Here is a 21,693-nt window from a genome sequence, read left to right on the forward strand (position 1 = left end):
GGTTCTAGGGTCTTTATGTAGATGTTTTTTCTTTATTTGCTATAGATATAATCGTGAATAAATAATTTTTTAGCAAAATTAAGATATGAAAAAGCGAGAAGAAAATCTTCTCGCTTTTTGTTTAAAGTTAACTGGTGCTCTCTTTCTATATCAGAGAGGAAATTAAGCTATTTATAGTTACTAGGGTGTACTTTATCTACCCCGAAAGATTTACCTTCAGCGTGACAAGTTGCACAGCTTTCGCTGCCAGTATAGCTACCTAATGGCGCGCCAAATACACCGCCATTTGACTCCACGTGAGCACCAAAACTCTCTTTGGTGTGGCATGAACCACATGCTGCTGCAATCGGTGAATATTCAAGTATGTCATTACTGCCGTTTTCGCCTTGGTTTAATACTGCAGGTAAGTTAGCGGTATTTTCTAATGCTAACTGGCCTTTTTCATGACAAGAGGCGCAATCACCGTAATGTTTAGTAAAGGTGATGCTTTCATTACGATTACTATTTACTTTGGTACGCTTATTGGCATGTAAGGTATGGATCATCACTTTATAATCAAGTGAGTTTTCTAGACCAACTCGGCTGCCTTTAAAGGCACCATCTGCGACCGCGTGCAGTGCTTGACCTTTGTGACAAGATACACAGCTACCATCAGTTAATGATAAAGGTTGCTCTTTACTATCTGGCATATGGCATGAGCCGCAAGAAGTTCGTTGGTGGAACGATAAATCAATTGCGTCATCGTGACAGGCTTGGCATGCAGATTCAGAGGCGCTATTAAAGCGCACTGTAGCAACCTCTCCAATCGCTGCAAAAGCTGCGGCGTCAGTCGTTACTGTGGCTGTGATGTGTTCTTCAGAGCAAGCAACAGCTGCTTGAGTATCACGAGAGGCACAAATTGTTAAATGACTCATTAATGCGCCAGTTGTAAATTCAGCGCTATCAAGCTGCACTGTATATTGATAGCCATCGCTGCTAGGCTCTATGATAATCTCGCCGGCTGCAATGGCGGTGCTATCGGCTAAGTTGATCATTTTGTGAGTCGCTGTTAAATCGCCTCTAGTCATTTTCCATACGTCAGCAAAGTCATTGTGCTGATTTTCTACCACTTGAATATTAAGCGCACTAATCGCTTCATCTTCGTGTGGGGCTAGAGCATCTTGTCCTTGATAATTGACGTTAAAGCTCAATGTTTGTGTGTCTGCATCAAAAATACCGTTAGAAACCGAGAACTCATAAGCTTCCTTAGCATAGGTAAGCGTTAGCTCTTTGTTTAAGTGGTATTTAGCTGCACCCATAGGGTTGCTTTCATCGGCATGACAAGCTGCGCAGTCGCGTTCAACATATTGGGGGAATTGCTCTGAGTGGAACAGACCACGCGAAGTGCCGTCCCATTCTGGTGCGGCAAACTTTTCATGGCAGCTTAGGCAAGCTTCTTGACGATGAAAGTGGAAATTGTCAGCTTGAGCTGGGGCCGTTTCACCTTCGATATGGCAAGATTGGCAACTCTTGCTATCTGCTGGGAAGGTAGCATCACTGTAATCATGTGCTTTGCCACCATAACCAATCATAAAGTATTCACCTTTATGGATTTGATGCAGCATTGAGCCAAAGTCGATAGTCGCACCTGTTTCTGGATCACCAGAGTATGTAGTATGACAAACGACACAGTTTTCGATTTCGATACGCTTACCGCCGTGTAATGACAATTTTGGCGCCCAAGCATGCTCGTAGTCGTCATTGTGACAACGTATGCAAGATTCTTGTAGTTCAACTAAGTTACGTGTTTCATCCGTTTCAGCAGCCCTATCTAAAGCAGGGATAAAGTCGTAGTGAGTGTTGATTAAGGTTGCGTTAGAGACCACATTTGTAGGCTTTAGCTCAAGGGTTACTCTGTGAGTTAGTTCGCTATTGAATTCGGTGTTTAACCCTTCAATTTGCTCATATTCACTGAGTGACTTAGAAAATGTATAGCGGTATTCACCATGGCCTAATACCTCAATACAGGCTGTTTTACAGCTGGTTTCGATATTTGCTTGAATTTGTGGACCTTGGTGCTTATCCCAGCCTTCAGGTAATGCTTGCCCGTCAGCGATATCGCCAGGCTGTTTGACGCTATTTATATAGCTAGTCCACTGGTTGGCCTTAACGCCTTTATACTGCTCTACTTCTGGCTCAGGTGAATCATGCCCCGGCAAAGGTCTATCGCGTTTTTGTAATACATCAAGCTTAGCAATACCAAAGCCGAGGGCGTTAATATCTTCGAACGACTCTAGGCCTGATACTGCTACACCGTTTGCAGTGAGTAGCTCGAAATCTACGGCTACTGATCCTTCGGTTATTGTGGCATGTAAGATATTAGCCTGTAAGCTAGTAGCTTGCTGAATATCTACACCGATATTACCATCATTGCCGTCTTCACCATCTTTACCATCACTGCCGCAACCAACGAGTGCTACTGAGAGTAGACTTACTCCAATGGCTGATTTGACAGCATGTTTAATTTTATTTTGGTTCATCATCATTTTTCCCTGCATAGATTACTGCTATGAGATTTCTATCTCTATTTAACAGGAGGATTACCTCAGTCAGATCTTATCCAAAAGAGGTAGATCTATATAAAAGCAAAGACCTAAATGTGAGCTGAGTCATTGGTTTGATTGTAGGATGTTACCTTATGTTAATTTTGTTTATTTTCAATTTGTTATGATTTGCTTGAGAGCGGTTTTAAGTTTGGGTTAATATTTAATCACCCAAGCTTAAATTAGGCTTAAGTAATTAAGTGTATTTGGCGGTAAAATTGATATAAGTCAAAGTTTCTGTGATGTTTTTTATGGTTAATTTAACTTTATGTTCACACTTTTCGCGGTCAAATGTTGCTTATAAGATCTTTGATGGTTTTTGTTTAGTAATTTCTTGTGTGGTTGTATGTTGAGTTCGTTGATGGTGGCTCTCTATCGCTTAAGTTCTAGATAGCTAAGGTAATAAAAAAGAGGCCGAAGCCTCTTTTAGGTGTAATAACTGAATGCCTTTACGGCATTTCTCTATTATCGGGTTTAGTTACCGTGGACCTGTATTAACTGCGCGGGACTATGGCAAGTAGAACAAGCTTCTGCTGAACGAGTTTTAACGTCATCTGCACTCATGCCATCTAAAATACCGCCGTTAGCAACAATATGGTTAGCACCTGAGTCACTTAAGTACTTTTGGTGACAACTTAAGCATGTACCCGTATCTGATGATACCCAAATATCCGCTCCAGTCTCTTTATCACCGTAGCGCCATACGCGGTCGCTCGCTCGCCCTAACTGAATACCGTCAGAGGTATGGCAGGTTGCACAATCTGTTTTCAATACCGTACCAGATTGCACTCCGGCATATTTCAGGTAATGACCGTCTGCTTCGTGAGCTTTAAAGGCATAACTAGTCGGTTTTTTACCCCCAGGGTAACTATCATCAGTTTTGGTTGTTTTATCAGAAGTATGGCAGGTCTGACAGTTGTAACCATTGTTGTAATGATAGTTTTCTTGGTTATGACAGCTTTGGCATTTAGCGGCATCAATAATTGAGCGACGCATAGCAGCTTGCATAGTGTCATCATTGCCGCTACCTGACCAAACAAAGTGATAAGGTGCTTCTTTAACTGCCACTGAACGCGTCGAGTCAGAGCAGGCTGTCATTTTTATTTCTTCAACAGCGTAGCCACCATTGTTGAAACAAACCTCGATAGTTGACCATAGCTCAAAAGTTTTACCGGTTGCATCCGTTGGCATATCGAAGGTATCAGCAACAATAGTAAAGGTTTTCGTTGCTGTATCATAAGTGCCATCTTCAAGTTTAAAGCGGCGATTGCTGTAAGACGCATCGGAGTATGCTGGGAAGTCTTTATCGCTGTCCCAAGCAACAATGACTCTTGTGCTTTGTTTGATAAATTCGCTATCTACGGCAATACCACTAGCATCAGTCACTTGCACATCGAACTGCAATTTACCCATAGGGTCTAGGCCGATATTACTGAACATCACACCCATTGCTTCAGCATCAATATAAGCTTTAAGCACATCGCCGTGACGCTTTTCTGCGCTGCCAGTACCACGATAGGTGTCTGTAGAGTTATGACAAGATACACAATTTGTACTGCTATGAGATTGTGATGGCTTTTCAGTGTGACAACTGACACAAGCTGTGTTGCTTAGATCGGCCTTAAATAAATTGGCATTGGCTGGTGCACCTTCTCCCTCTACATGGCAAGAGGCGCAATTTGCAGCGGGTTTTTGTGGGAACATAACTTTGCCATAGTCATGTACGCTGCCGCCATAACCTACGACTTTATAAGGGGCTGGTACCAAACCATCTGGCGTACTAGTTTCACGGTCTTGACCTTTATGGATAGCGTGGATCATATAAGTGTATTCGATGCTATTACCACTTTCTGGGTCACCAGATGTGGCGGTATGACAGCTTGCGCAATTTTCAAGAGCAATACGACGTCCGCCATGTAGAGCAAGGCTTTCTGGTTGATGACAGGTATAACATGCGGCGATGCTCACTACATTACGGGTTTGAATATCCGTTGTGGCGCCAGTAGAAGGTTGCCAATCATGGTGGGCATTTGCGGTCGCTTGTGGCAACTTTAGTTCTAAAGTGGCTCTTTGGGTATTATCTTCGCCATAGGTGATTGTTAAAGGCTCTGTCACATCGGCAATGTTTTGTTGGAACGTGTAGCTATAGCTACCGTCGCCATTATCGACTAAGCAATCATCGCAGTTACTTGCGGCCTCAACATTGGCCTGGTATTGAGGAGATGGGTTGAGATCGCTTGTGTCATCTGGAGGCGTACCAGGCTCTTTTAATGCATTAATATAAGCCTGCCATTGAAAACCACGGTTATATTCTACATCGTCAATCGTTTCGCTTACTTGAGCCAGTTGAGCTATGCCAAAGCGCAGGTCGTAGTCTTTATTTAAGCCTAGTATCGCAACGCCGTTGGCATTTTCTAAGTTAAAATCTACTTTAACTACACCATCAGTGATTGTGGCTTCAGTAAATTGCGCCTGAATACTGGTGGCTGAGTCAATATTGACGCCAACAACCCCGTCTTTACCGTCGGCTCCATCATCACCGTCGCTACAACCAAACAACATGGCTGAGGCTGTTAATGCCAGTAAACTCAGTTTTAAGTGTCGATTTATCTTATCCATAATTTTGCGTTCCATTCTTATGTCGCGAATTGTTTTACTTCACAAACTGTTGCTCATCATTTAAATCGAGTTAGGCCTAATATTAATTATTAGGCCCTATTTTTATTGTATTGGGTGGACTTTTAACACATCGATCGCAGCATCTTGCCCGTGACAGGTGTCGCAACTTTCAGTGCCTGCTGTAGCATCGGCTTCGGTGCCTTTAAATACTCCACCTTGCTGGGTCATATGCGCCATGGCGCTATCGTTTAGATGGCAGGCACTACAAATGGCTGATGTCGCGCTGGTAAATGTGCCATCATTAAATGCTAGGGGCTGGACGGCATTATTTAGAGGAAGGGCTGCAGTTAATACGCCTGAATCATTGGTCGTATGGCATTGTGCGCAATTGCCGATATTGCCTGGATAGTTAATATCAGGATAGCTTTCACGAGAACCTGCGTGCAAGGTATGAGCTAGATGCTTATAGTCTGCAGTAGAAGCTGCAGGATTTGCAGCACTTGCATCAGCTTGCATATTGGGGTTATGACATAACTGACATTGCCCCTCAAGATCGTTGCGTGTTCCATGGTAGTTCAGTTGTTGGTCGCCATGACAACTACCACAGGTTTCGTTGGTTACAACGACTCTTCGGCCTTGGTCTGTTAGTGCTGTGGCGCTAAAGTACTGGTGACTAGACTTTAGCGTTGTGGTTGAGTCAGAGTCGGCGCAATTAGCTAGCATTGTCTGATCACTACAAAGCTTTCCTTGTAATGCAAGAGCACCTTTATCATTTACAGGATCTGCACTCAAAGTTAGCCCGCTAATTTGATAGTGGTAAACCCCATTACTACCCGATATTGGTGTTGTATCTTGCAACTTGATTGATTTCGCACTGCGGGTTGTGTAGTCAACGCTAATACCAAAATTTGCATATACGCGAAGGTCGTTAATAAAGGTAAGTTTGTCTGCACTATCAGCATAGACTTCATTGGTAGCAGGGTTTGACAGTCGTACTGAAAAATTAACGCTATCACCATCCAGTTCAGCACTGACAATTTCTGCATTAAACTGCCCAAGAACTGCATCTGTATTGGCTTGGCTGTGCGCGCTCATGGTCCAGTCTGAGTTATGGCAAGCAACACAATTACTGTTATCAACTTGAGCTGGATGGCCTTGGCCTGAAGGGAAGTCAATATTGGTGTGGCAGCTACCACAAGATTCCATTGTTGGCACGCGCGCCCAATTCATGTTTTCGGTTAATGTTTCATCGGCAACATGACACGTTTGGCAATCTGTAAGTGGTACTGGAAAGCCGGTAAGGTGCTTGTTATGTACCATAGGTGCGAATACATTACCCGGGTTACTTACCTTATCTACATTATGGCAAGTAACACAGGTTTCAACTTCATTATATTTACTACCATGAAATGAGAGATCGTTATGACAGGTATTACAGGTACTCATATCTATTAGGTTTCGTGTATAAGCGGGTTCGCTGCCTTGATCTTGCCAGTCATAATGTTGGTTGGTGATAGGCAAATCTGTGCCATCTGGTAGATTGTCGCCACCGACTTTTATCACAATGCGCTGTGTCGCACCGGGCATAAAGGCAATATTGTTCATACCATTAAATGCGCCACTGAACGTATAGCTATATTGACCATTTTTATGGTCAATAAACTCTCCATCGCAGCTGCTAATACAGGATTCGGAGGTAAAGTATTGCCATTGGCTAGCATTACCTGCATTGGTAAAACCTTGAGGTAATAATTGCGCAGCAAGGTAAGTGGCTGAAGGAATACCTACCACGGGATCATCGGTTTCATTAGTAATGCGGTAATTAACGGTAGCAATGCCTGATTCGAAAACGACTTCTCTAATGGTGATATTCAGTGCATTGATTTCATCGGCTGGGGGGCCGCCTGGTTCACCTGGGTTGCCTGGTGAACCATCATCTCCACCACATGCGGCCAACATGGTAACAAGTGCTAGAAGCGCTAATGCTTTTTTTACGGTTATATTGATACTTTTGGCTATAGCACTACTAACTATCTGTGCAAACGCGATTTTTTTCATATCGATACCCTTCGATTTAATGCTTTGCGATTTGATCTTATTCAATTTGATGTCCTCAATTCCGTTTTATTGGCACGACTAATCGATGTAACGGTTCAACGGCTAAAGTTCATAACTAAAGGTGAAACCAACATAGTGAGCGTTATAGTCGCTGCTCATATCGCCAAAGATTAAAACGTTAGGAATTGCATCAAGTGCTAGCCCTTGATTTAACCAATCTGAGTCTTGATAATTCTCAAAAATCCAATCAAGGCGTAACGCTATTTTTTCGTCCAATTGATATTTGGCGAAGGCGTTAATGTTGTGTTTTTCTGAGAAGTAATCACCGTACGGTGAACTTAGGCCTTGAGTGACTTCGGTGTCGCTTTGGCCATCTGAATATGAATACTCTAGGCCAAGATCTAACTTCTTATCTAGCAGGTGACGGTAGTCGATTCCAGCGCCTACTAAAGTTGATTTTTCGTCTGTGTTTACATACCAATTTGGTAACCCAAAATTACTGCTGCCTGCTTGGTCGCTATCACGCCAATCTTGATTGAGGTACGCATTGATAATGATGTCATCACTTAACAGATAGCTAGCAGAGATATCGTAACCATGGGTATCAACTTGCGTAAGACCTACTAATGTATCGTCGTAATCATCGCTGCTGACTCGAACATTTGCACTGGCTGACAATGCTGTGGCTGAGCTGTAACTTACGTTAAGCTGATATTGCTGACGCTCTCTGTCTGCTAAATAGGATTTTCTAAGGTATGGGTTACTCTGGCTATTTGTGGTTGTTACTGGGTTATAGGCGCTGCCTGTTCGGTCACTGAACTCTGCTTTTAACCAGGTTGACCAATCAGAGGATATTTTGTAATTCACTTTGGCAAACACACCATTCTGGCGCAGTCTGTCTCTGTCTAAATCACTATAATCATTGTGATCGTATTGATAGCCTGCATCTAGGTATATCTCTCGATTAAAGCGGTATTTCGCTGCTAATTTTACCTGCTGCTTGGTTCTATCATATTCTGGGTTATTAGCTGTACCCGCATAATAGCTATCGGTTATAACCTGAGGGTAAGGGTTAATTGCTGTTTTGTTATCTTTATCAGAGTAATCATAACTTGCTCTAATATTTAGCCCACGTAATACACGGCTATTGTATTTGAGTTTCATGTCAGTTGTATCAACTTTTCCATCTAAACTTGCTTTAGGTAGTGCAGGACTTGGGCCGTTGACTGTTGCAGGTAAAAATGCATCATCTTGAGTAAAACTTGCAACACCAAGGTACATCAAGACTTGATGTCCATTTCCACTAAGTTGCGCATTGGCACCAACTCGATAGGCTTTGTTATCTGGTGCAACCGCACTTTGGCCACGATATGCTGCGCCAAAGGTTGGGGTAAATGCATTTTGCCAAATCATAGAGTTGTGGTCGTTACTGTACTGACTAAAGCTGGAATCAATACCAATTAACCAACCTTTACCGTTAAAATAGATTTTTGCACCAAACTCGTCTGTCGTGTCGTCGATTGGTTGAGCTAACATGGCACTATTAGTTAGGAAGTTACCAGAGAAGGTGCGCTTACCTTGCCGCTTTTCATGTTGATAATTAATGTCTGCTTGATAAAAGCTGCCTTTATAGACTGCATCGAGTAAATATCTATCTCGTTGAGTTTTTAATTCAACATTTCTAGCATCGTCATACAAGGTCGGCATTTGTGAAGTGACCGCTCCAGTTTGCCAATTTGAGGGTAAATATAGGTTGTCACCCGAGCTGGAATAGGGAGTTAATGCGTTATTGGTATTGTAATGGGCCAGTCCACGATAGCCGATACCAATTTTGTACTGCCCAATACGGCCTGTTTCTAAGCGGGCACTGCCTATGTCATAGCCAAGTTTGTTGGCTACAAAAGTAGTTTGATAACCTGAGTCTGACTTATTGTTTAGGTCGGCATCAAGATGACCAACAAGTCCATCGCTATCGGTTCCACTGGCATTAGCAAAATGAATATCATCGGTGTCATTATATGCCGCGCCTACACCTACGCTGCCATTAAAGCCCGTCTCGATAACACAGCGTTTACACTCCCACTTAGAGGTGCTGGCTTTTTCTCTATTGGCATTTTGTAAGCCGTAGCCTTCAGCAAATACGGGTGAAACACTGGCGCTTATTGCTAGCGCTAGCATAGTGAGTTGTGTAGTGTTTTTTTTGTGTACAAACATAACGGCCACTCCTTGTTAGCGTTGCAGTAGTTTGCCTGACGGATGATTTGAGCCATGAACTTGGTTATGGCAATTCATACAGCTTTGACCTGCATTGAAGGCATTAGGGTTGCCCCCAAAAACAGCATTTGATGTGTGGCCAACCGATGCATGACACTGCTGACATAACATTGGCGGCTTAGTGATTAGCATTGCTTCATTAACACTTCCGTGTGGATTATGGCATGTAGCACAATTGTCGGTGACGGGGGCATGTTCCCAGAGCTTAGGGCCGCGCTTTTCTGCATGGCAGGAATAGCAATTTTCATTAACGCTCATTTGTTTTAGGTTGGCGTCGGCTAAACTGCCGTGGGGGTTATGGCAATCACTACAAACCATTTGCTGCCATTTTAAGGGATGAGCTGAACGTTTATTAATATCGGCTTTTTGCTGGGTGTGGCAACTAGTACAAACGGCGACTTCGGTGTTCTTGTCTGCGATGGGATCATGCCCAGTATGTACTTGGTGGCAATCTGCACAGCTGACATCTGCGTTATCATGGTGATTACCTTGCCAAGCCATGCGATTATCATCGTTATGGCAACTCATACAAACGCTATTTTGTTTTTCGGCAGGAACGGGGGAGTTGGCGCCGAAGGTAATCATTGGCTCTTTGCCACCGCGGTTATGGTTGCCTTGAGGACCATGGCAAGCTTCGCATTGCAGATCTTGCATTGGAGACCCTTGAGCATCACTGCCGTGTATACCATCAAACAGTGCCATGACTGTTTCACTTCGCCTATGACACATTAGGCAGGAATCAGCGCCTTTAGGAGAGTATTTCCCCTCAGCAAACTTTTTATCGAGTATCGCTTCAACTTCCTGTGGATCTTGGTCGTCCCAAGGGGCGGCAAACACGTTGAAGCTAATAATTAACATTGCTGATAATAAGCCACGCGCAATTTTGCCAGAGAACCATCCGGTGTTCTTGTTCATCATCTCATCCCATTCGCTTTAATAACGATATTTTTGATAATTTAATATTAGCAGTTTTGTAAATTACTAATATTTAATCATAGCGAGTTTTGGTGACAATTCCATAACAAAAGTGGGGTATTTATAATAAAAGTAGGCTGATTTTAAAGCGATTTAGTATGGGGTTTAGACTTTAGTCTATGAATGAATTTTTATTGTTAACAAATTGGCAGTGTAAATAATAACCATTATCAGTAAGTGGGTTCTGTCAGATGCCATTTATCTTTTAGAGAAGCGTTTATTAGTTGAGAGATTTATCACATAATAGCGAACACAATTGAAAATTATTATCGTTTACAAGCCCAAATGTTGATCTAGGTAAAGTTATTACTCTTTTGCCTCCTTTAGAATCAACACTAATTTCAAAGAGAGTCGGGGCCTGTAAATAGGTGGAATGCACAATGAAGTTAAGTGAATTGAATCCGGGCGATATCGCCAGAATTTCTCAAGTAGGTCAAATTGACTTACCAGCCGTAGTTAAACGCAAACTCCTTTCGATGGGGATCACCCCTAATACTCGATTCTCATTGATCCGCAGAGCGCCGATGGGCTCAGGTGTTGAGTTAGATATCCGTGGCAGTAAATTATGTATGCGTCGCGATTTAGCAGATATTATTGAGGTTGAAAAAGCGAATGGCTAAACAATTTAACTGTGTCACAGTAGGTAACCCAAACGCGGGTAAATCTACGCTATTTAATGCACTTACCGGCTCTAACCAACAAGTCGGTAACTGGTCTGGTGTAACTGTTGAGAAAAAGACGGGCCACTTTGCTTTACAAGGTAGCGACGTATTCTTAACTGACTTACCGGGTATTTATGATCTTCTACCTGCTGGCAATAGCTGTGATTGTTCTTTAGATGAGCAGATTGCTCAGCAGTACCTAGCAGAACAAGAAATTGACGGCATAATTAACCTTGTTGATGCTACTAATATTGAGCGCCATTTGTATCTTACGATTCAATTACGTGAGTTGGGGATTCCGTTAGTCGTTGTGCTGAACAAGATTGATGCGGCGCTTGAGCGTGGTATCAAGATTGACGTGAACAAGATGAGCCAAGAGCTCGGTTGCCCTGTTATTGCTGTGTGCTCTCGTGAAGAGAAAGATATTGAAAAGGTCAAACAGCAATTCGTCGCGCTACTTGACGGAAAAGTCTCTGAAGCACCACTGGTTTTAGCGTACGACACTGAAATTGAATCAGGTGTAACCAATTTACTCGCTCAAGATGATTCTTTAAGCCGTGGCCGTGCATTAGCTATGCTAGCTAATGGTTTAGGCTGTGGTAAGTGTAAAAACAGCCAAATGGCTAGCGAAGTCGAGCAATACTCGCAAGCGTTATCTAGCCAAGGCAAAGATATCGAAATCATGGTTGCGACAACGCGATTTGATTTTGTTGAGCGCGTGTTTACGGGTTCTGTTGATAGCGATAACCGTGAAACCTTTACCGACAAGCTTGATAAAATCGTGCTGCACCCTGTTGCTGGTATTCCGGTTTTCTTGTTTGTTATGTATTTGATGTTCATGTTCAGTATTAACGTGGGCAGCTCGTTTATCGACTTCTTCGATATTACCGCTGGTGCTTTGTTTGTTGATCACTTAGGCGCGTTTATGACGAGCCTAGGTTCACCAACATGGTTGGTCACTATTATTGCTGGTGGTGTTGGCCAAGGTATTCAAACCGTTGCGACCTTTATTCCGGTTATCGCAGCCTTGTTTTTGGCTCTTTCCGTACTTGAAGGTTCAGGCTACATGGCCCGAGCAGCGTTTGTGGTTGATGGCTTGATGCGCCGTATTGGTCTGCCGGGCCGTGCCTTTGTGCCTATGATTGTCGGCTTTGGTTGTTCAGTGCCAGCCATTATGGCAACGCGTACGCTAGGCAGTGAGCGTGAGCGCATTGTGACCGGTATGATGGCGCCGTTTATGTCTTGTGGTGCACGTTTGCCAGTTTATGCATTATTTGCAGCAGCTTTCTTCCCTGAGTCGGGCCAGGACTTAGTATTCTTGCTGTATATCATTGGTATTTTTGCCGCGATTGGTACAGGTTTATTACTTCGTAACACATTATTACCAGGCTCAAGCAGTGCGGTAGTAATGGAACTACCAAGCTACGAAAAGCCAAAGTTCAAAACGGTAATGGCGCGCACTGGTAAGCGTACTAAGAGCTTTATCATGGGCGCGGGTAAAACCATTGTTATTGTGGTGACTTTGCTAAACTTTGTTAACGCGATTGGTATTGATGGCTCATTCGGTCATGAAGACAGCTCTGAGTCAGTACTGAGTGTTGCAAGCCAAAAAGTGACACCGTTGTTCTCACCAATGGGTGTAGAGCAAGATAACTGGCCTGCAACGGTTGGTATTATTACCGGTATTTTTGCTAAAGAAGCCGTAGTTGGTACTTTGAACAGCCTATATTCAGATGGCGGTGCGGGTGATGAAGAACTAGCACCATTTAGTGAAACGCTAACCGAAGCGCTAGGCACGATTCCTGAGAACCTATTTGGTATTGCACCTGAAGATCCACTTTCAATCTCTGTGGGCGATGTATCATCTGTAGAAACTGCATCGGAAGAATTAGAAGTTGATACCTCTACCTTCGGCGCACTGCAAGCTGGTTTCGCCGGTGTCACAGCAGCATTTGCTTACCTACTGTTTGTTTTACTCTACACGCCATGTGTAGCGGCAATGGGCGCATTAGTTAACGAGTTTGGTGGTCGTTGGGCAGCATTTGCAGGCCTATGGACATTTGGGTTAGCTTACGGTGTAGCGACAGTGTTCTACCAAGCGGCAACGTTTGCACAGCATCCATTGCAATCAAGCCTTTGGATTGGTTTCTTTACTGTGGCGCTAGTGGTATTTTATGTTTGGCTTAAGAGAAAGGGTAAGAAAACCCAGACTATCATTCCAGGCATTAAAGTGATTACGGAATAACGCGAATAGCGTATACTGTTATCAAGTAATAAAAAGCAGCGATAATTCGCTGCTTTTTGCGCTATATATGCTTATGCTATAGCCAGTAGAGTAGGTTTTTAAGCCGCAATCGTTGATCCTTTACAGAAACTGTAGGATTATGCGTTTTTAGTTTTTAATCATCGTTCGCAAAGAGGATTTCCATGAGTCATGTGGACACTGAAGTACGTCCTAGTAACTTCATACGTAATATCATAGATGAAGATCTAGCCACGGGTAAGCATTCGAGTGTTCAAACTCGTTTTCCGCCAGAACCAAACGGCTTTCTTCACATCGGCCACGCTAAGTCTATCTGCCTAAACTTTGGCATTGCACAAGACTACAAAGGTCAATGTAACTTACGTTTTGATGATACCAACCCTGAAAAAGAAGATATCGACTACGTTAATTCTATTCAGGCTGATGTGCAGTGGCTCGGTTTTCAGTGGGATGGTGACATTCGTTATTCGTCAAATTACTTTGACCAACTACATCAGTACGCCGTTGAATTAATCAACAAAGGCTTAGCTTATGTATGTTTCTTAAATGGTGACGAAACGCGTGAATACCGTGGCACGCTTAAAGAGCCAGGTAAAAACAGCCCATTCCGTGACACCACACCTGAAGAAAACTTAGCGCTATTTGAAAAAATGCGTTTAGGTGAGTTCAAAGAAGGTGAGTGTTCACTGCGCGCTAAGATTGATATGGCATCACCATTTATGTGTATGCGTGATCCAATCATCTACCGCATTCGTTTTGCTCACCATCATCAAACAGCTGACAAATGGTGCATTTACCCAATGTACGATTTCACTCACTGTATTTCTGATGCGATTGAAAACATCACTCATTCTCTATGTACCCTTGAATTCCAAGATAACCGTAGATTGTATGACTGGGTGTTAGATCATTTAGATGATTTCCAAGCGCCAAACAGAACACGTCAGTATGAGTTTTCAAGACTTAACCTTGAATACACATTAATGTCTAAGCGTAAGCTAAACGACTTAGTGGTTCGCAACTTGGTAACAGGTTGGGATGACGCACGTATGCCTACAATCGCGGGCTACCGTCGTCGTGGTTATACAGCAGCTTCTATTCGTGAGTTTTGTAAGCGTATTGGCGTGACTAAGCAAGATAACATGGTTGAAGTGGCCATGCTTGATGCTTGTATCCGTGAAGAGCTAAATGACTTCGCACCACGTGCGATGGCAGTGATTAACCCAGTTAAAGTGGTTATCGAAAACTACCCTGAAGGCCAAGTTGAAATTATCAACGCGGCAAATCATCCTAGCAAGGAAGAGATGGGCAAGCGTGAGCTATCTTTTGGTCGTGAGCTGTTTATTGATGCTGATGACTTCCGCGAAGAAGCAAACAAGAAGTACAAACGTTTAGTGCAAGGCAAAGAAGTACGTTTGCGTAATGCATACGTGATCAAAGCTGAGCGCTGCGAGAAAGATGCTGATGGTAATATCACCACTATCTTCTGTACTTATGATGACGAGACTTTGGGTAAAAATCCAAGTGATGGTCGTAAAGTGAAAGGCGTTATTCACTGGGTTGAGGCAACAACTGCAAAACCTGCAGAGCTTCGCATGTATGAAAGATTGTTCAGCGATCCGAATCCAGCAGCAGCAGAATCTGTTGATGAAGTGCTAAACCCACATTCATTGACCATTAAGCATGGTCTAGTTGAAGCAAGTCTTGTGAATGCTGAAGCAGAAAAAGCTTACCAGTTTGAGCGTGAAGGTTACTTCTGTGCTGATAGTAAAGACTCTACTTCAGACGCGTTAGTATTTAACCTAACCGTGCCATTAAGAGATTCTTTCGAGTAAGCTTAATTTAACTGATGCTAGCCATAAAGCATGAGTACTAAAAAAGCCGACATTACGTCGGCTTTTTCTTGCTTTCATTTTAGTCACTTATATTATTTGCTTGGTTTTAGCTTACTAAACAGACAAAGCGGTATTACTGATACATAGGGCCAAAACCCACACTCCACAGAATAACGCTTGAAGCCATTAGGCCAACTAACAACACTAAACCTGCTGTTACTACAGAGCTTGCGTAAATAAAGCCTTTTTCTTCAGGTATATTCATAATAATCGGCACGCCTGTATAAAGCAGGTAAACCGAGTATGCTAGGCCAGCAAGGCCGACAACCATAATAAACCACAGCGTTGGGTATAAAGCCGATAAGCCGACCATAAACAATGGCGTTGCGGTATAAGCCGCGAGTTCGAGTGCTTGGGTATAGCTAGGTTTTGCATCAAAGGTTTTAGCCATCCAAAAAGCAAGATAGGCGAGGGCGAATACTCCTGCGATTAGCCCAAAATACATTCCAGTAGACATGATCATAGCGCTTTCAGTTGTTAGGAACTGACGCTCTCCAACTCCTAAGTCCCAACCAATTTGTGAGGTACCAATGAATGCACAAATGGCAGGTATTAGTGCAATGATGACAATATGGCTTAAGCTACTGCGCAGCGCTTCGTGGTTTTTTTCAATTGTGTGCCACTCTTCTTTTGGATGAGTGTATAGCCCCATTAAGTGATTCAATATCATTATAGTTATCCTCGTTGGCTTTTAGCTTTTATATTAATTTGGCTCGCCAAACTGCAGACGAACTTGTTACAGCTCTAAGGTTATTTATTGAACAAAATCTGCTAAGAGTCAAGCCTGTCAAATTAAGCATAGGTCTAAAGCTAGGATTGTGCTGAGAATTGCTGATAAAATAGTGTCACTAACAATGCCTTGATGGACTCAAGATGAACTCAGCTGTACAGCAATTATTAGCACCGATTAACTCCTTTCTAAAATGTGAAACTCCAGATAGTTGGATTGAAGAAGCTAAAAAGCCCGAGCGCTTAAAAGGTTTGCTAATTGATCATTGTAATTGTGAGCTGAAAGCAGCTCAAACAGCGATGTTTGTGGTGCGTAAATATGCGGTGGACGAGCAAAGTGGCAAGATTTTGCAAGACTGGGCTAAACCGTATTCTGATTTCGTTTATAGCCAAGATAGAAATGTCGAAGTCTTCTTAAATGGTAATAGTAAAAAGAATGAGCTCGCGGCAGAGTTGGTTGGACGTAGTGACTTTGCGCATAGTGAAGAATTGATCGCGAAAATGGTGCGACTAATTAAAGAGGAGTTCCACCATTTCGAGCAAGTGTTAGAAATTATGCACCATCGAGGTATTGACTATCAGAGTGCCAGAGCGGGTCGCTACGCAAAAGGTATGATGAAACAAGTTAGAACTCACGATCCGGTAACTTTAGTCGATAAACTAATTGTTGGTGCATTTATTGAAGCACGTTCTTGTGAGCGTTTTGCTAAATTGGCGCCACATTTAGATGAGGAACTAAAGAAGTTTTACATTTCCTTATTGCGCTCTGAAGCACGCCATTATCAAGATTATCTAACGCTAGCGCAGGCTATTTCAGCTACCGATATCAGTGATAGAGTCGCCCACTTTGCCACAGTAGAGGCAGCGCTGATTTTAGCTGATGATGCAGACTTTAAGTTTCACAGTGGCTCGCCTATAAATGCAGTTAACACTGAAGTAGCTTAAGTTAAGGGCTGGTAAGTATTAGCTAAAGAACGGCAAGTTATCGATTACTTGCCGAAAGGGAGTTCAATCAGTTCTACACTGTCTTTACTAACACTTAGCATGCTGCCTTGTTCATACCAATCTCCGACCACAATACGGCGTTTACCATTGGGTAACTGATGGATTGCTGGTCTATGAGTATGGCCGTGGATCATTTGCTGAGTATCTGTAACCTTAAGCAATTCGTTTACAGCATCCGGTTCAACATCCATGATGGTGTAACTTTTTTGCTGATTGCTGCTCTGGCTCTTGCTACGCAGTTTTGCCGCAATACCTAAGCGTTTGGACTTGGGTAAATGGGCATAAAGCCATTTGGCCCAGCTTTGATTTCTGAATCGACGAAAACGTTGATAAGCCTTATCGAGCGTACATAAGCTATCACCGTGCAGGATCACACTTGGCACCCCGTATAAATCGATTGTGTAGATTTCTGGGAGCAAGGTCATGCCGCAGTCTTGGGCAAAACGATTCCCTATCAAAAAATCTCGATTACCGTGGATAAAGAAGATAGGCAGTTTTAGAGATGCTTTTTTAATTGCATTAGCTAATTCATTTGCAAAAGGCTCTGCAATATCATCACCCACCCAGACTTCAAACAGATCGCCTAAGATATATAAGGCATCAGTATCCTGAAGTTGAGTCTCGAGAAATTTAAGAAAGGCTTGGGTAATATCGGGGCGATCGGCACTTAAGTGCAAATCGCCCACAAATAAAGTACGCATCGAAATAATATTACTCTTCGATGGTTACTTTTTCGATGACAACAGCTTCAAGAGGAACATCTTGATGCATACCACGGTTACCAGTGCTAACAGCTTTGATCTTGTTAACAATATCCATGCCTTCAGCAACTTCACCAAATACGCAGTAACCCCAGCCTTGGGCTGACTCAGACTTAAAGTCTAGGAAAGTGTTGTCGCCAACGTTGATGAAGAACTGAGCTGTCGCAGAGTGTGGATCTGACGTGCGAGCCATAGCGATAGTACCGATTTTGTTCGATAAACCGTTGTTTGCTTCGTTTTCGATTGTTTCGTTAGTGCGCTTTTGGCCCATATCTTCAGTGAAGCCACCGCCTTGGATCATGAAACCGTCAATTACACGATGGAAAACAGTACCATCGTAGAAGCCTTCTTTGACATATTTTACGAAGTTAGCCGCAGTGTTTGGTGCTTTTTCAGCATCTAGGGCTAGCTTGATTTCGCCGTGGTTAGTGTGCAATGTAATCATATTTAAAACTCTCGTTATTTAGTACGTTGTCGATTATGGCTGGATTCTAACGTAATTGCCCTATGCCATAAAGCTTTGAGTGTTTAGCTTAGTGAATTAACCACTGCTTTTAGCCTGTGTTTGTACTGAATTTAGACAACTAGACAGGGATTGTGGCTTCAGGTTAGCAAGGCTTGGATTATAAACCTGCCTAGATCCTGCTTATCTAATCATTTTTGCGAACTCTCGACACGAAAACAGCTTGGAACAGCGACTTTTGCAATGGTAGACTGAACAACACATTTTTACAGATAGCCGTTGAAGAGAATAATCAATGTTGAAGCTTTACAATAGTCTTACCCGCCAAAAAGAGCAGTTTGTGCCATTACAACCAGGAAAGGTTGGCATGTATGTGTGTGGGGTGACCATCTATGATTTATGTCATATTGGCCATGGGCGTACATTTGTATCTTTCGACATGATTGTTAGATACTTAAGATACAGCGGTTACGATGTTAATTTTCAACGTAATATTACTGACGTAGACGATAAAATTATTAAACGCGCTAACGAAAACAATGAAAGTTGTGACGATTTAACTGAGCGTTTGATTGCAGAGATGCACCGTGATTTTGATGCACTTAATATGGCGCGTCCTGATAATGAGCCTCGTGCAACATTGCATATGCCAGAAATCATCGACATGGTTGAAAAGCTTATCGAGCGTGAGCATGCCTATGTAGCTTCGAACGGTGATGTACTATTTAGTGTTTCTTCATTCCCTGAATATGGCCGTTTGTCTGGCCAGAATCTTGAACAGCTACAAGCGGGGGCTCGCGTAGAAGTTGAAGATGCCAAGCGCGATCCAATGGATTTCGTATTGTGGAAGATGTCTAAGCCAGGCGAGCCAACTTGGGAATCGCCATGGGGACCAGGTCGTCCAGGTTGGCACATTGAATGTTCAGCAATGAACAGCAAACATCTAGGTAATCACTTCGACATTCATGGCGGCGGTTCTGATCTGCAGTTCCCACACCATGAAAATGAAATCGCGCAGTCATGCTGTGCTCACGATACACCGTATGTAAATTACTGGATGCATACGGGTATGGTGATGGTTGATAAAGAAAAGATGTCAAAATCTTTGAATAACTTTTTCACTATCCGTGACGTGTTAGGCCATTACGATGCGGCAACTGTGCGTTATTTTTTGTTGTCTGGTCACTATCGTAGCCAGCTTAATTACTCAGAAGATAACCTAAAGCAGGCAAAATCAGGTCTTGAGCGCATCTATACCGCGCTTAAAGATTTAGATTTAACTGTGACGGCTGCGCCGGCTGAAGCGTTTATCGCTAAGTTTAAATCAGCGATGGATGATGACTTTAATACACCAGAAGCCTATTCAGTGTTGTTTGACATGGTGCGTGAAATCAACCGTCTTAAGCTGACTGATATGGCTAAAGCCTCTGCGTTAGGTGTTGCGCTTAAAGAGCTTGCAGATGTGCTTGGTATTTTAGGCCAAGACGTTGATACCTTCTTTAAGGGAGAAGGTAGCGATGATGAAGTTGCTGAGATCGAAGCTTTAATTGTCGAGCGTAATCGCGCCCGTGCAGAAAAAGACTGGCCTGCAGCTGATGTTGCACGTGATGGTTTGAATGCATTAGGTGTGATTCTAGAAGACGGCCCAGAAGGCACGACTTGGCGTAAGAAGTAACTTTTTACCAAAAGTTGAACGACAAGACACAAAAAAGCCTGCAGATGCAGGCTTTTTTAATCTTTCAAATATACTGAGAAGTATTATTTAAAGAGCTGGTGACTGTAGTTAGTCGTGATACTGCTCGCAAGCGTATAAGGTGTTTTCTAGCAGGCTTGCGATGGTCATTGGACCTACGCCGCCGGGCACTGGTGTAATAAAGCTTGCGTGCTGAGCGGCAACGTCAAATTCAACATCGCCCACAAGCTGACCATTTTCAAGGCGGTTAATCCCCACGTCAATAACGACTGCGCCAGGTTTAATCCAGTCACCCGGAATAAAGCCTGGTTTACCAACAGCAACAACGACTAAATCAGCACGTCTAACTTTATCTTCAAGGTTACGAGTAAAACGGTGACAGATAGTCGTCGTACAACCTGCTAATAAAAGCTCAAGTGCCATTGGGCGGCCGACAATATTAGAGGCCCCGACAACTAGCGCATCTAAACCATAGGTATCAATTTCAGTAGACTTGAGCAGCGTCATGATCCCCATCGGGGTGCATGAGCGTAAAACAGGGCTACGCTGTGCAAGACGCCCAACATTGTATGGGTGGAAACCGTCAACATCTTTGTCTGGACGAATACGTTCAATGACTTTTGATTCTTCAATATGCTCAGGTAGCGGCAATTGAACTAAAATGCCATCAATACTTGGATCTTCGTTACATTCGTCAATTAATGACAAAAGTGCTTCTTCTGATGTGCTGCTGTCTAGATCGTATGAACGAGACATAAAACCGACTTCTTCACAGGCGCGGCGTTTGCTGCCGACATAAACTTGTGAAGCCGGGTCTGCTCCTACAAGTATTACGGCTAAACCTGGAACTCTTTGACCAGCCTCTTTGCGGGCGGTTACTTTATCTTTGAGTTGCGTTCGAATGGTTTGCGCAATCGCTTTACCATCGATATTTTGGGCTGTCATTGGGGTTGGTGTCCTTTATACGGCGCGATAATGGAAAACGGCGACATTTTAGCAGGAGAGCCGTAAACTGTCATTGGTTAAGACAATTAACAATCAATTCTAATATACGGATAATCGCATTCTATAATAGGGAAGTCTGTAATTTAATTTATAATGACGTATTGTTATGTTTCATTAAACGTTTATAAGCGTAAGAAGCTGATTGGCGCGTATTAATGAAAATCAGTACTGAATTACTTAATATTGATGCAATTTCTAGCTGATTGGTTAAACAGAAAGCTATTAGCTTGCAAAGTAATCATGCAGGTAAGTTTTTTGAAGAAAGTCGTTGACGACTTTTAGGTGTGGGGGTACTATGCGCTCCGTCCTCACCGAGCAGCAAGTTGTTGTCCTTGAGGGCCAGAAACAGTAAAGAGTGTCCCAGCGTGAAAACGTACTTTACATTAGGTTTCACAATTTCGGTGATTAGCGCAGCCCGGTAGCGCATCTGGTTTGGGACCAGAGGGTCAGAGGTTCGAATCCTCTATCACCGACCATATTTAAACTAACGTGGAACGTTAGTAGCCCAGTTCAGGAAATGAATTTATTTTCATTACCGAGCGCCCGTAGCTCAGTTGGATAGAGCACCCGCCTTCTAAGCGGGTGGCCGCAGGTTCGAATCCTGCCGGGCGTACCATTTTTGTGGTGATTGTAGCTCAGTTGGTAGAGTCCCGGATTGTGATTCCGGTTGTCGTGGGTTCGAACCCCATCAGTCACCCCACTCATTCTG

At 43.1% G+C, this 21,693-nt stretch carries 14 protein-coding genes and 3 tRNA genes; 8 read left to right on the plus strand and 9 right to left on the minus strand.

Annotated elements, in window-relative coordinates; all coding sequences use genetic code 11:
* Positions 1–167: 167 nt before the first annotated feature.
* The 5 genes from AB4298_RS11235 to AB4298_RS11255 form a co-directional block, all read right to left on the minus strand.
* The gene (locus AB4298_RS11235; protein WP_371986777.1) at positions 168–2,537 is read right to left on the minus strand and encodes an OmcA/MtrC family decaheme c-type cytochrome; all 2,370 of its coding nucleotides are present in this window, start codon (positions 2,535–2,537) and stop codon (positions 168–170) included.
* A gap of 519 nt (positions 2,538–3,056) precedes the next feature.
* Positions 3,057–5,216 carry an OmcA/MtrC family decaheme c-type cytochrome gene (locus AB4298_RS11240; RefSeq protein WP_371986779.1) on the minus strand — a complete coding sequence of 720 codons (2,160 nt, stop codon included), beginning with the start codon at positions 5,214–5,216 and terminating at the stop codon, positions 3,057–3,059.
* 87 nt (positions 5,217–5,303) lie between these two features.
* On the minus strand, positions 5,304–7,160 hold the full coding sequence (locus AB4298_RS11245; RefSeq protein WP_371986883.1) for an OmcA/MtrC family decaheme c-type cytochrome: 1,857 nt from the start codon (positions 7,158–7,160) through the stop codon (positions 5,304–5,306).
* 201 nt (positions 7,161–7,361) lie between these two features.
* Positions 7,362–9,473 carry an MtrB/PioB family decaheme-associated outer membrane protein gene (locus AB4298_RS11250; protein ID WP_371986780.1) on the minus strand — a complete coding sequence of 704 codons (2,112 nt, stop codon included), beginning with the start codon at positions 9,471–9,473 and terminating at the stop codon, positions 7,362–7,364.
* A gap of 15 nt (positions 9,474–9,488) precedes the next feature.
* Positions 9,489–10,391: a DmsE family decaheme c-type cytochrome gene (locus AB4298_RS11255; protein WP_371986884.1), complete on the minus strand. Its 903-nt coding sequence runs from the start codon at positions 10,389–10,391 to the stop codon at positions 9,489–9,491.
* Positions 10,392–10,888: 497 nt separating this feature from the next.
* On the opposite strand from AB4298_RS11255, the gene AB4298_RS11260 reads away from it, so the two are divergent.
* The 3 genes from AB4298_RS11260 (at position 10,889) to glnS (ending at position 15,268) form a co-directional block, all read left to right on the plus strand.
* Positions 10,889–11,128: a FeoA family protein gene (locus tag AB4298_RS11260; RefSeq protein WP_220760411.1), complete on the plus strand. Its 240-nt coding sequence runs from the start codon at positions 10,889–10,891 to the stop codon at positions 11,126–11,128.
* Complete coding sequence (gene feoB / locus AB4298_RS11265) at positions 11,121–13,415, plus strand: Fe(2+) transporter permease subunit FeoB (RefSeq protein ID WP_371986781.1); 2,295 nt, start codon at positions 11,121–11,123, stop codon at positions 13,413–13,415. Before AB4298_RS11260 ends, feoB begins: the two co-directional genes overlap by 8 nt.
* Positions 13,416–13,597: 182 nt before the next feature.
* Positions 13,598–15,268 carry a glutamine--tRNA ligase gene (glnS, locus tag AB4298_RS11270; RefSeq protein WP_249000436.1) on the plus strand — a complete coding sequence of 557 codons (1,671 nt, stop codon included), beginning with the start codon at positions 13,598–13,600 and terminating at the stop codon, positions 15,266–15,268.
* A gap of 133 nt (positions 15,269–15,401) precedes the next feature.
* Here glnS and AB4298_RS11275 read toward each other — a convergent pair whose 3' ends face one another.
* Positions 15,402–15,998, minus strand: a complete 597-nt coding sequence (locus AB4298_RS11275; protein WP_220780560.1) for a Yip1 family protein — start codon at positions 15,996–15,998, stop codon at positions 15,402–15,404.
* A gap of 203 nt (positions 15,999–16,201) precedes the next feature.
* Between AB4298_RS11275 and miaE the strand changes: the two genes are divergently transcribed.
* Entirely contained in the window at positions 16,202–17,002 is an 801-nt protein-coding gene (miaE, locus tag AB4298_RS11280; RefSeq protein WP_371986783.1) for a tRNA isopentenyl-2-thiomethyl-A-37 hydroxylase MiaE, read from the plus strand.
* Positions 17,003–17,046: 44 nt separating this feature from the next.
* Here miaE and AB4298_RS11285 read toward each other — a convergent pair whose 3' ends face one another.
* Positions 17,047–17,763 carry a UDP-2,3-diacylglucosamine diphosphatase gene (locus AB4298_RS11285; RefSeq protein ID WP_371986784.1) on the minus strand — a complete coding sequence of 239 codons (717 nt, stop codon included), beginning with the start codon at positions 17,761–17,763 and terminating at the stop codon, positions 17,047–17,049.
* Between the two features lie 10 nt (positions 17,764–17,773).
* Positions 17,774–18,268 (minus strand): peptidylprolyl isomerase, encoded by a 495-nt coding sequence (locus AB4298_RS11290; protein ID WP_249000439.1) that lies wholly within the window; start codon positions 18,266–18,268, stop codon positions 17,774–17,776.
* A 313-nt stretch (positions 18,269–18,581) separates the two neighbouring features.
* Here AB4298_RS11290 and cysS point away from each other — a divergent pair, with 313 nt between their 5' ends.
* On the plus strand, positions 18,582–19,961 hold the full coding sequence (cysS, locus tag AB4298_RS11295) for a cysteine--tRNA ligase (protein WP_249000440.1): 1,380 nt from the start codon (positions 18,582–18,584) through the stop codon (positions 19,959–19,961).
* A gap of 108 nt (positions 19,962–20,069) precedes the next feature.
* On the opposite strand, the gene folD is transcribed toward cysS, so the two are convergent.
* Positions 20,070–20,924 carry a bifunctional methylenetetrahydrofolate dehydrogenase/methenyltetrahydrofolate cyclohydrolase FolD gene (folD, locus tag AB4298_RS11300; protein ID WP_249000441.1) on the minus strand — a complete coding sequence of 285 codons (855 nt, stop codon included), beginning with the start codon at positions 20,922–20,924 and terminating at the stop codon, positions 20,070–20,072.
* Between the two features lie 459 nt (positions 20,925–21,383).
* On the opposite strand from folD, the gene AB4298_RS11305 reads away from it, so the two are divergent.
* The 3 genes from AB4298_RS11305 to AB4298_RS11315 all read left to right on the plus strand — a co-directional run bounded on the left by AB4298_RS11305 (position 21,384) and on the right by AB4298_RS11315 (position 21,684).
* A tRNA-Pro gene (locus tag AB4298_RS11305) sits at positions 21,384–21,460 on the plus strand.
* Between the two features lie 63 nt (positions 21,461–21,523).
* A tRNA-Arg gene (locus tag AB4298_RS11310) sits at positions 21,524–21,600 on the plus strand.
* Positions 21,601–21,608: 8 nt separating this feature from the next.
* Positions 21,609–21,684: transfer RNA gene (locus tag AB4298_RS11315), tRNA-His, on the plus strand.
* Positions 21,685–21,693 lie beyond the last annotated feature (9 nt).

The sequence above is a fragment of the Shewanella sp. 10N.261.52.F9 genome (assembly GCF_041471165.1).
GTDB classification, from domain to species: Bacteria; Pseudomonadota; Gammaproteobacteria; order Enterobacterales; family Shewanellaceae; genus Shewanella; species Shewanella marinintestina.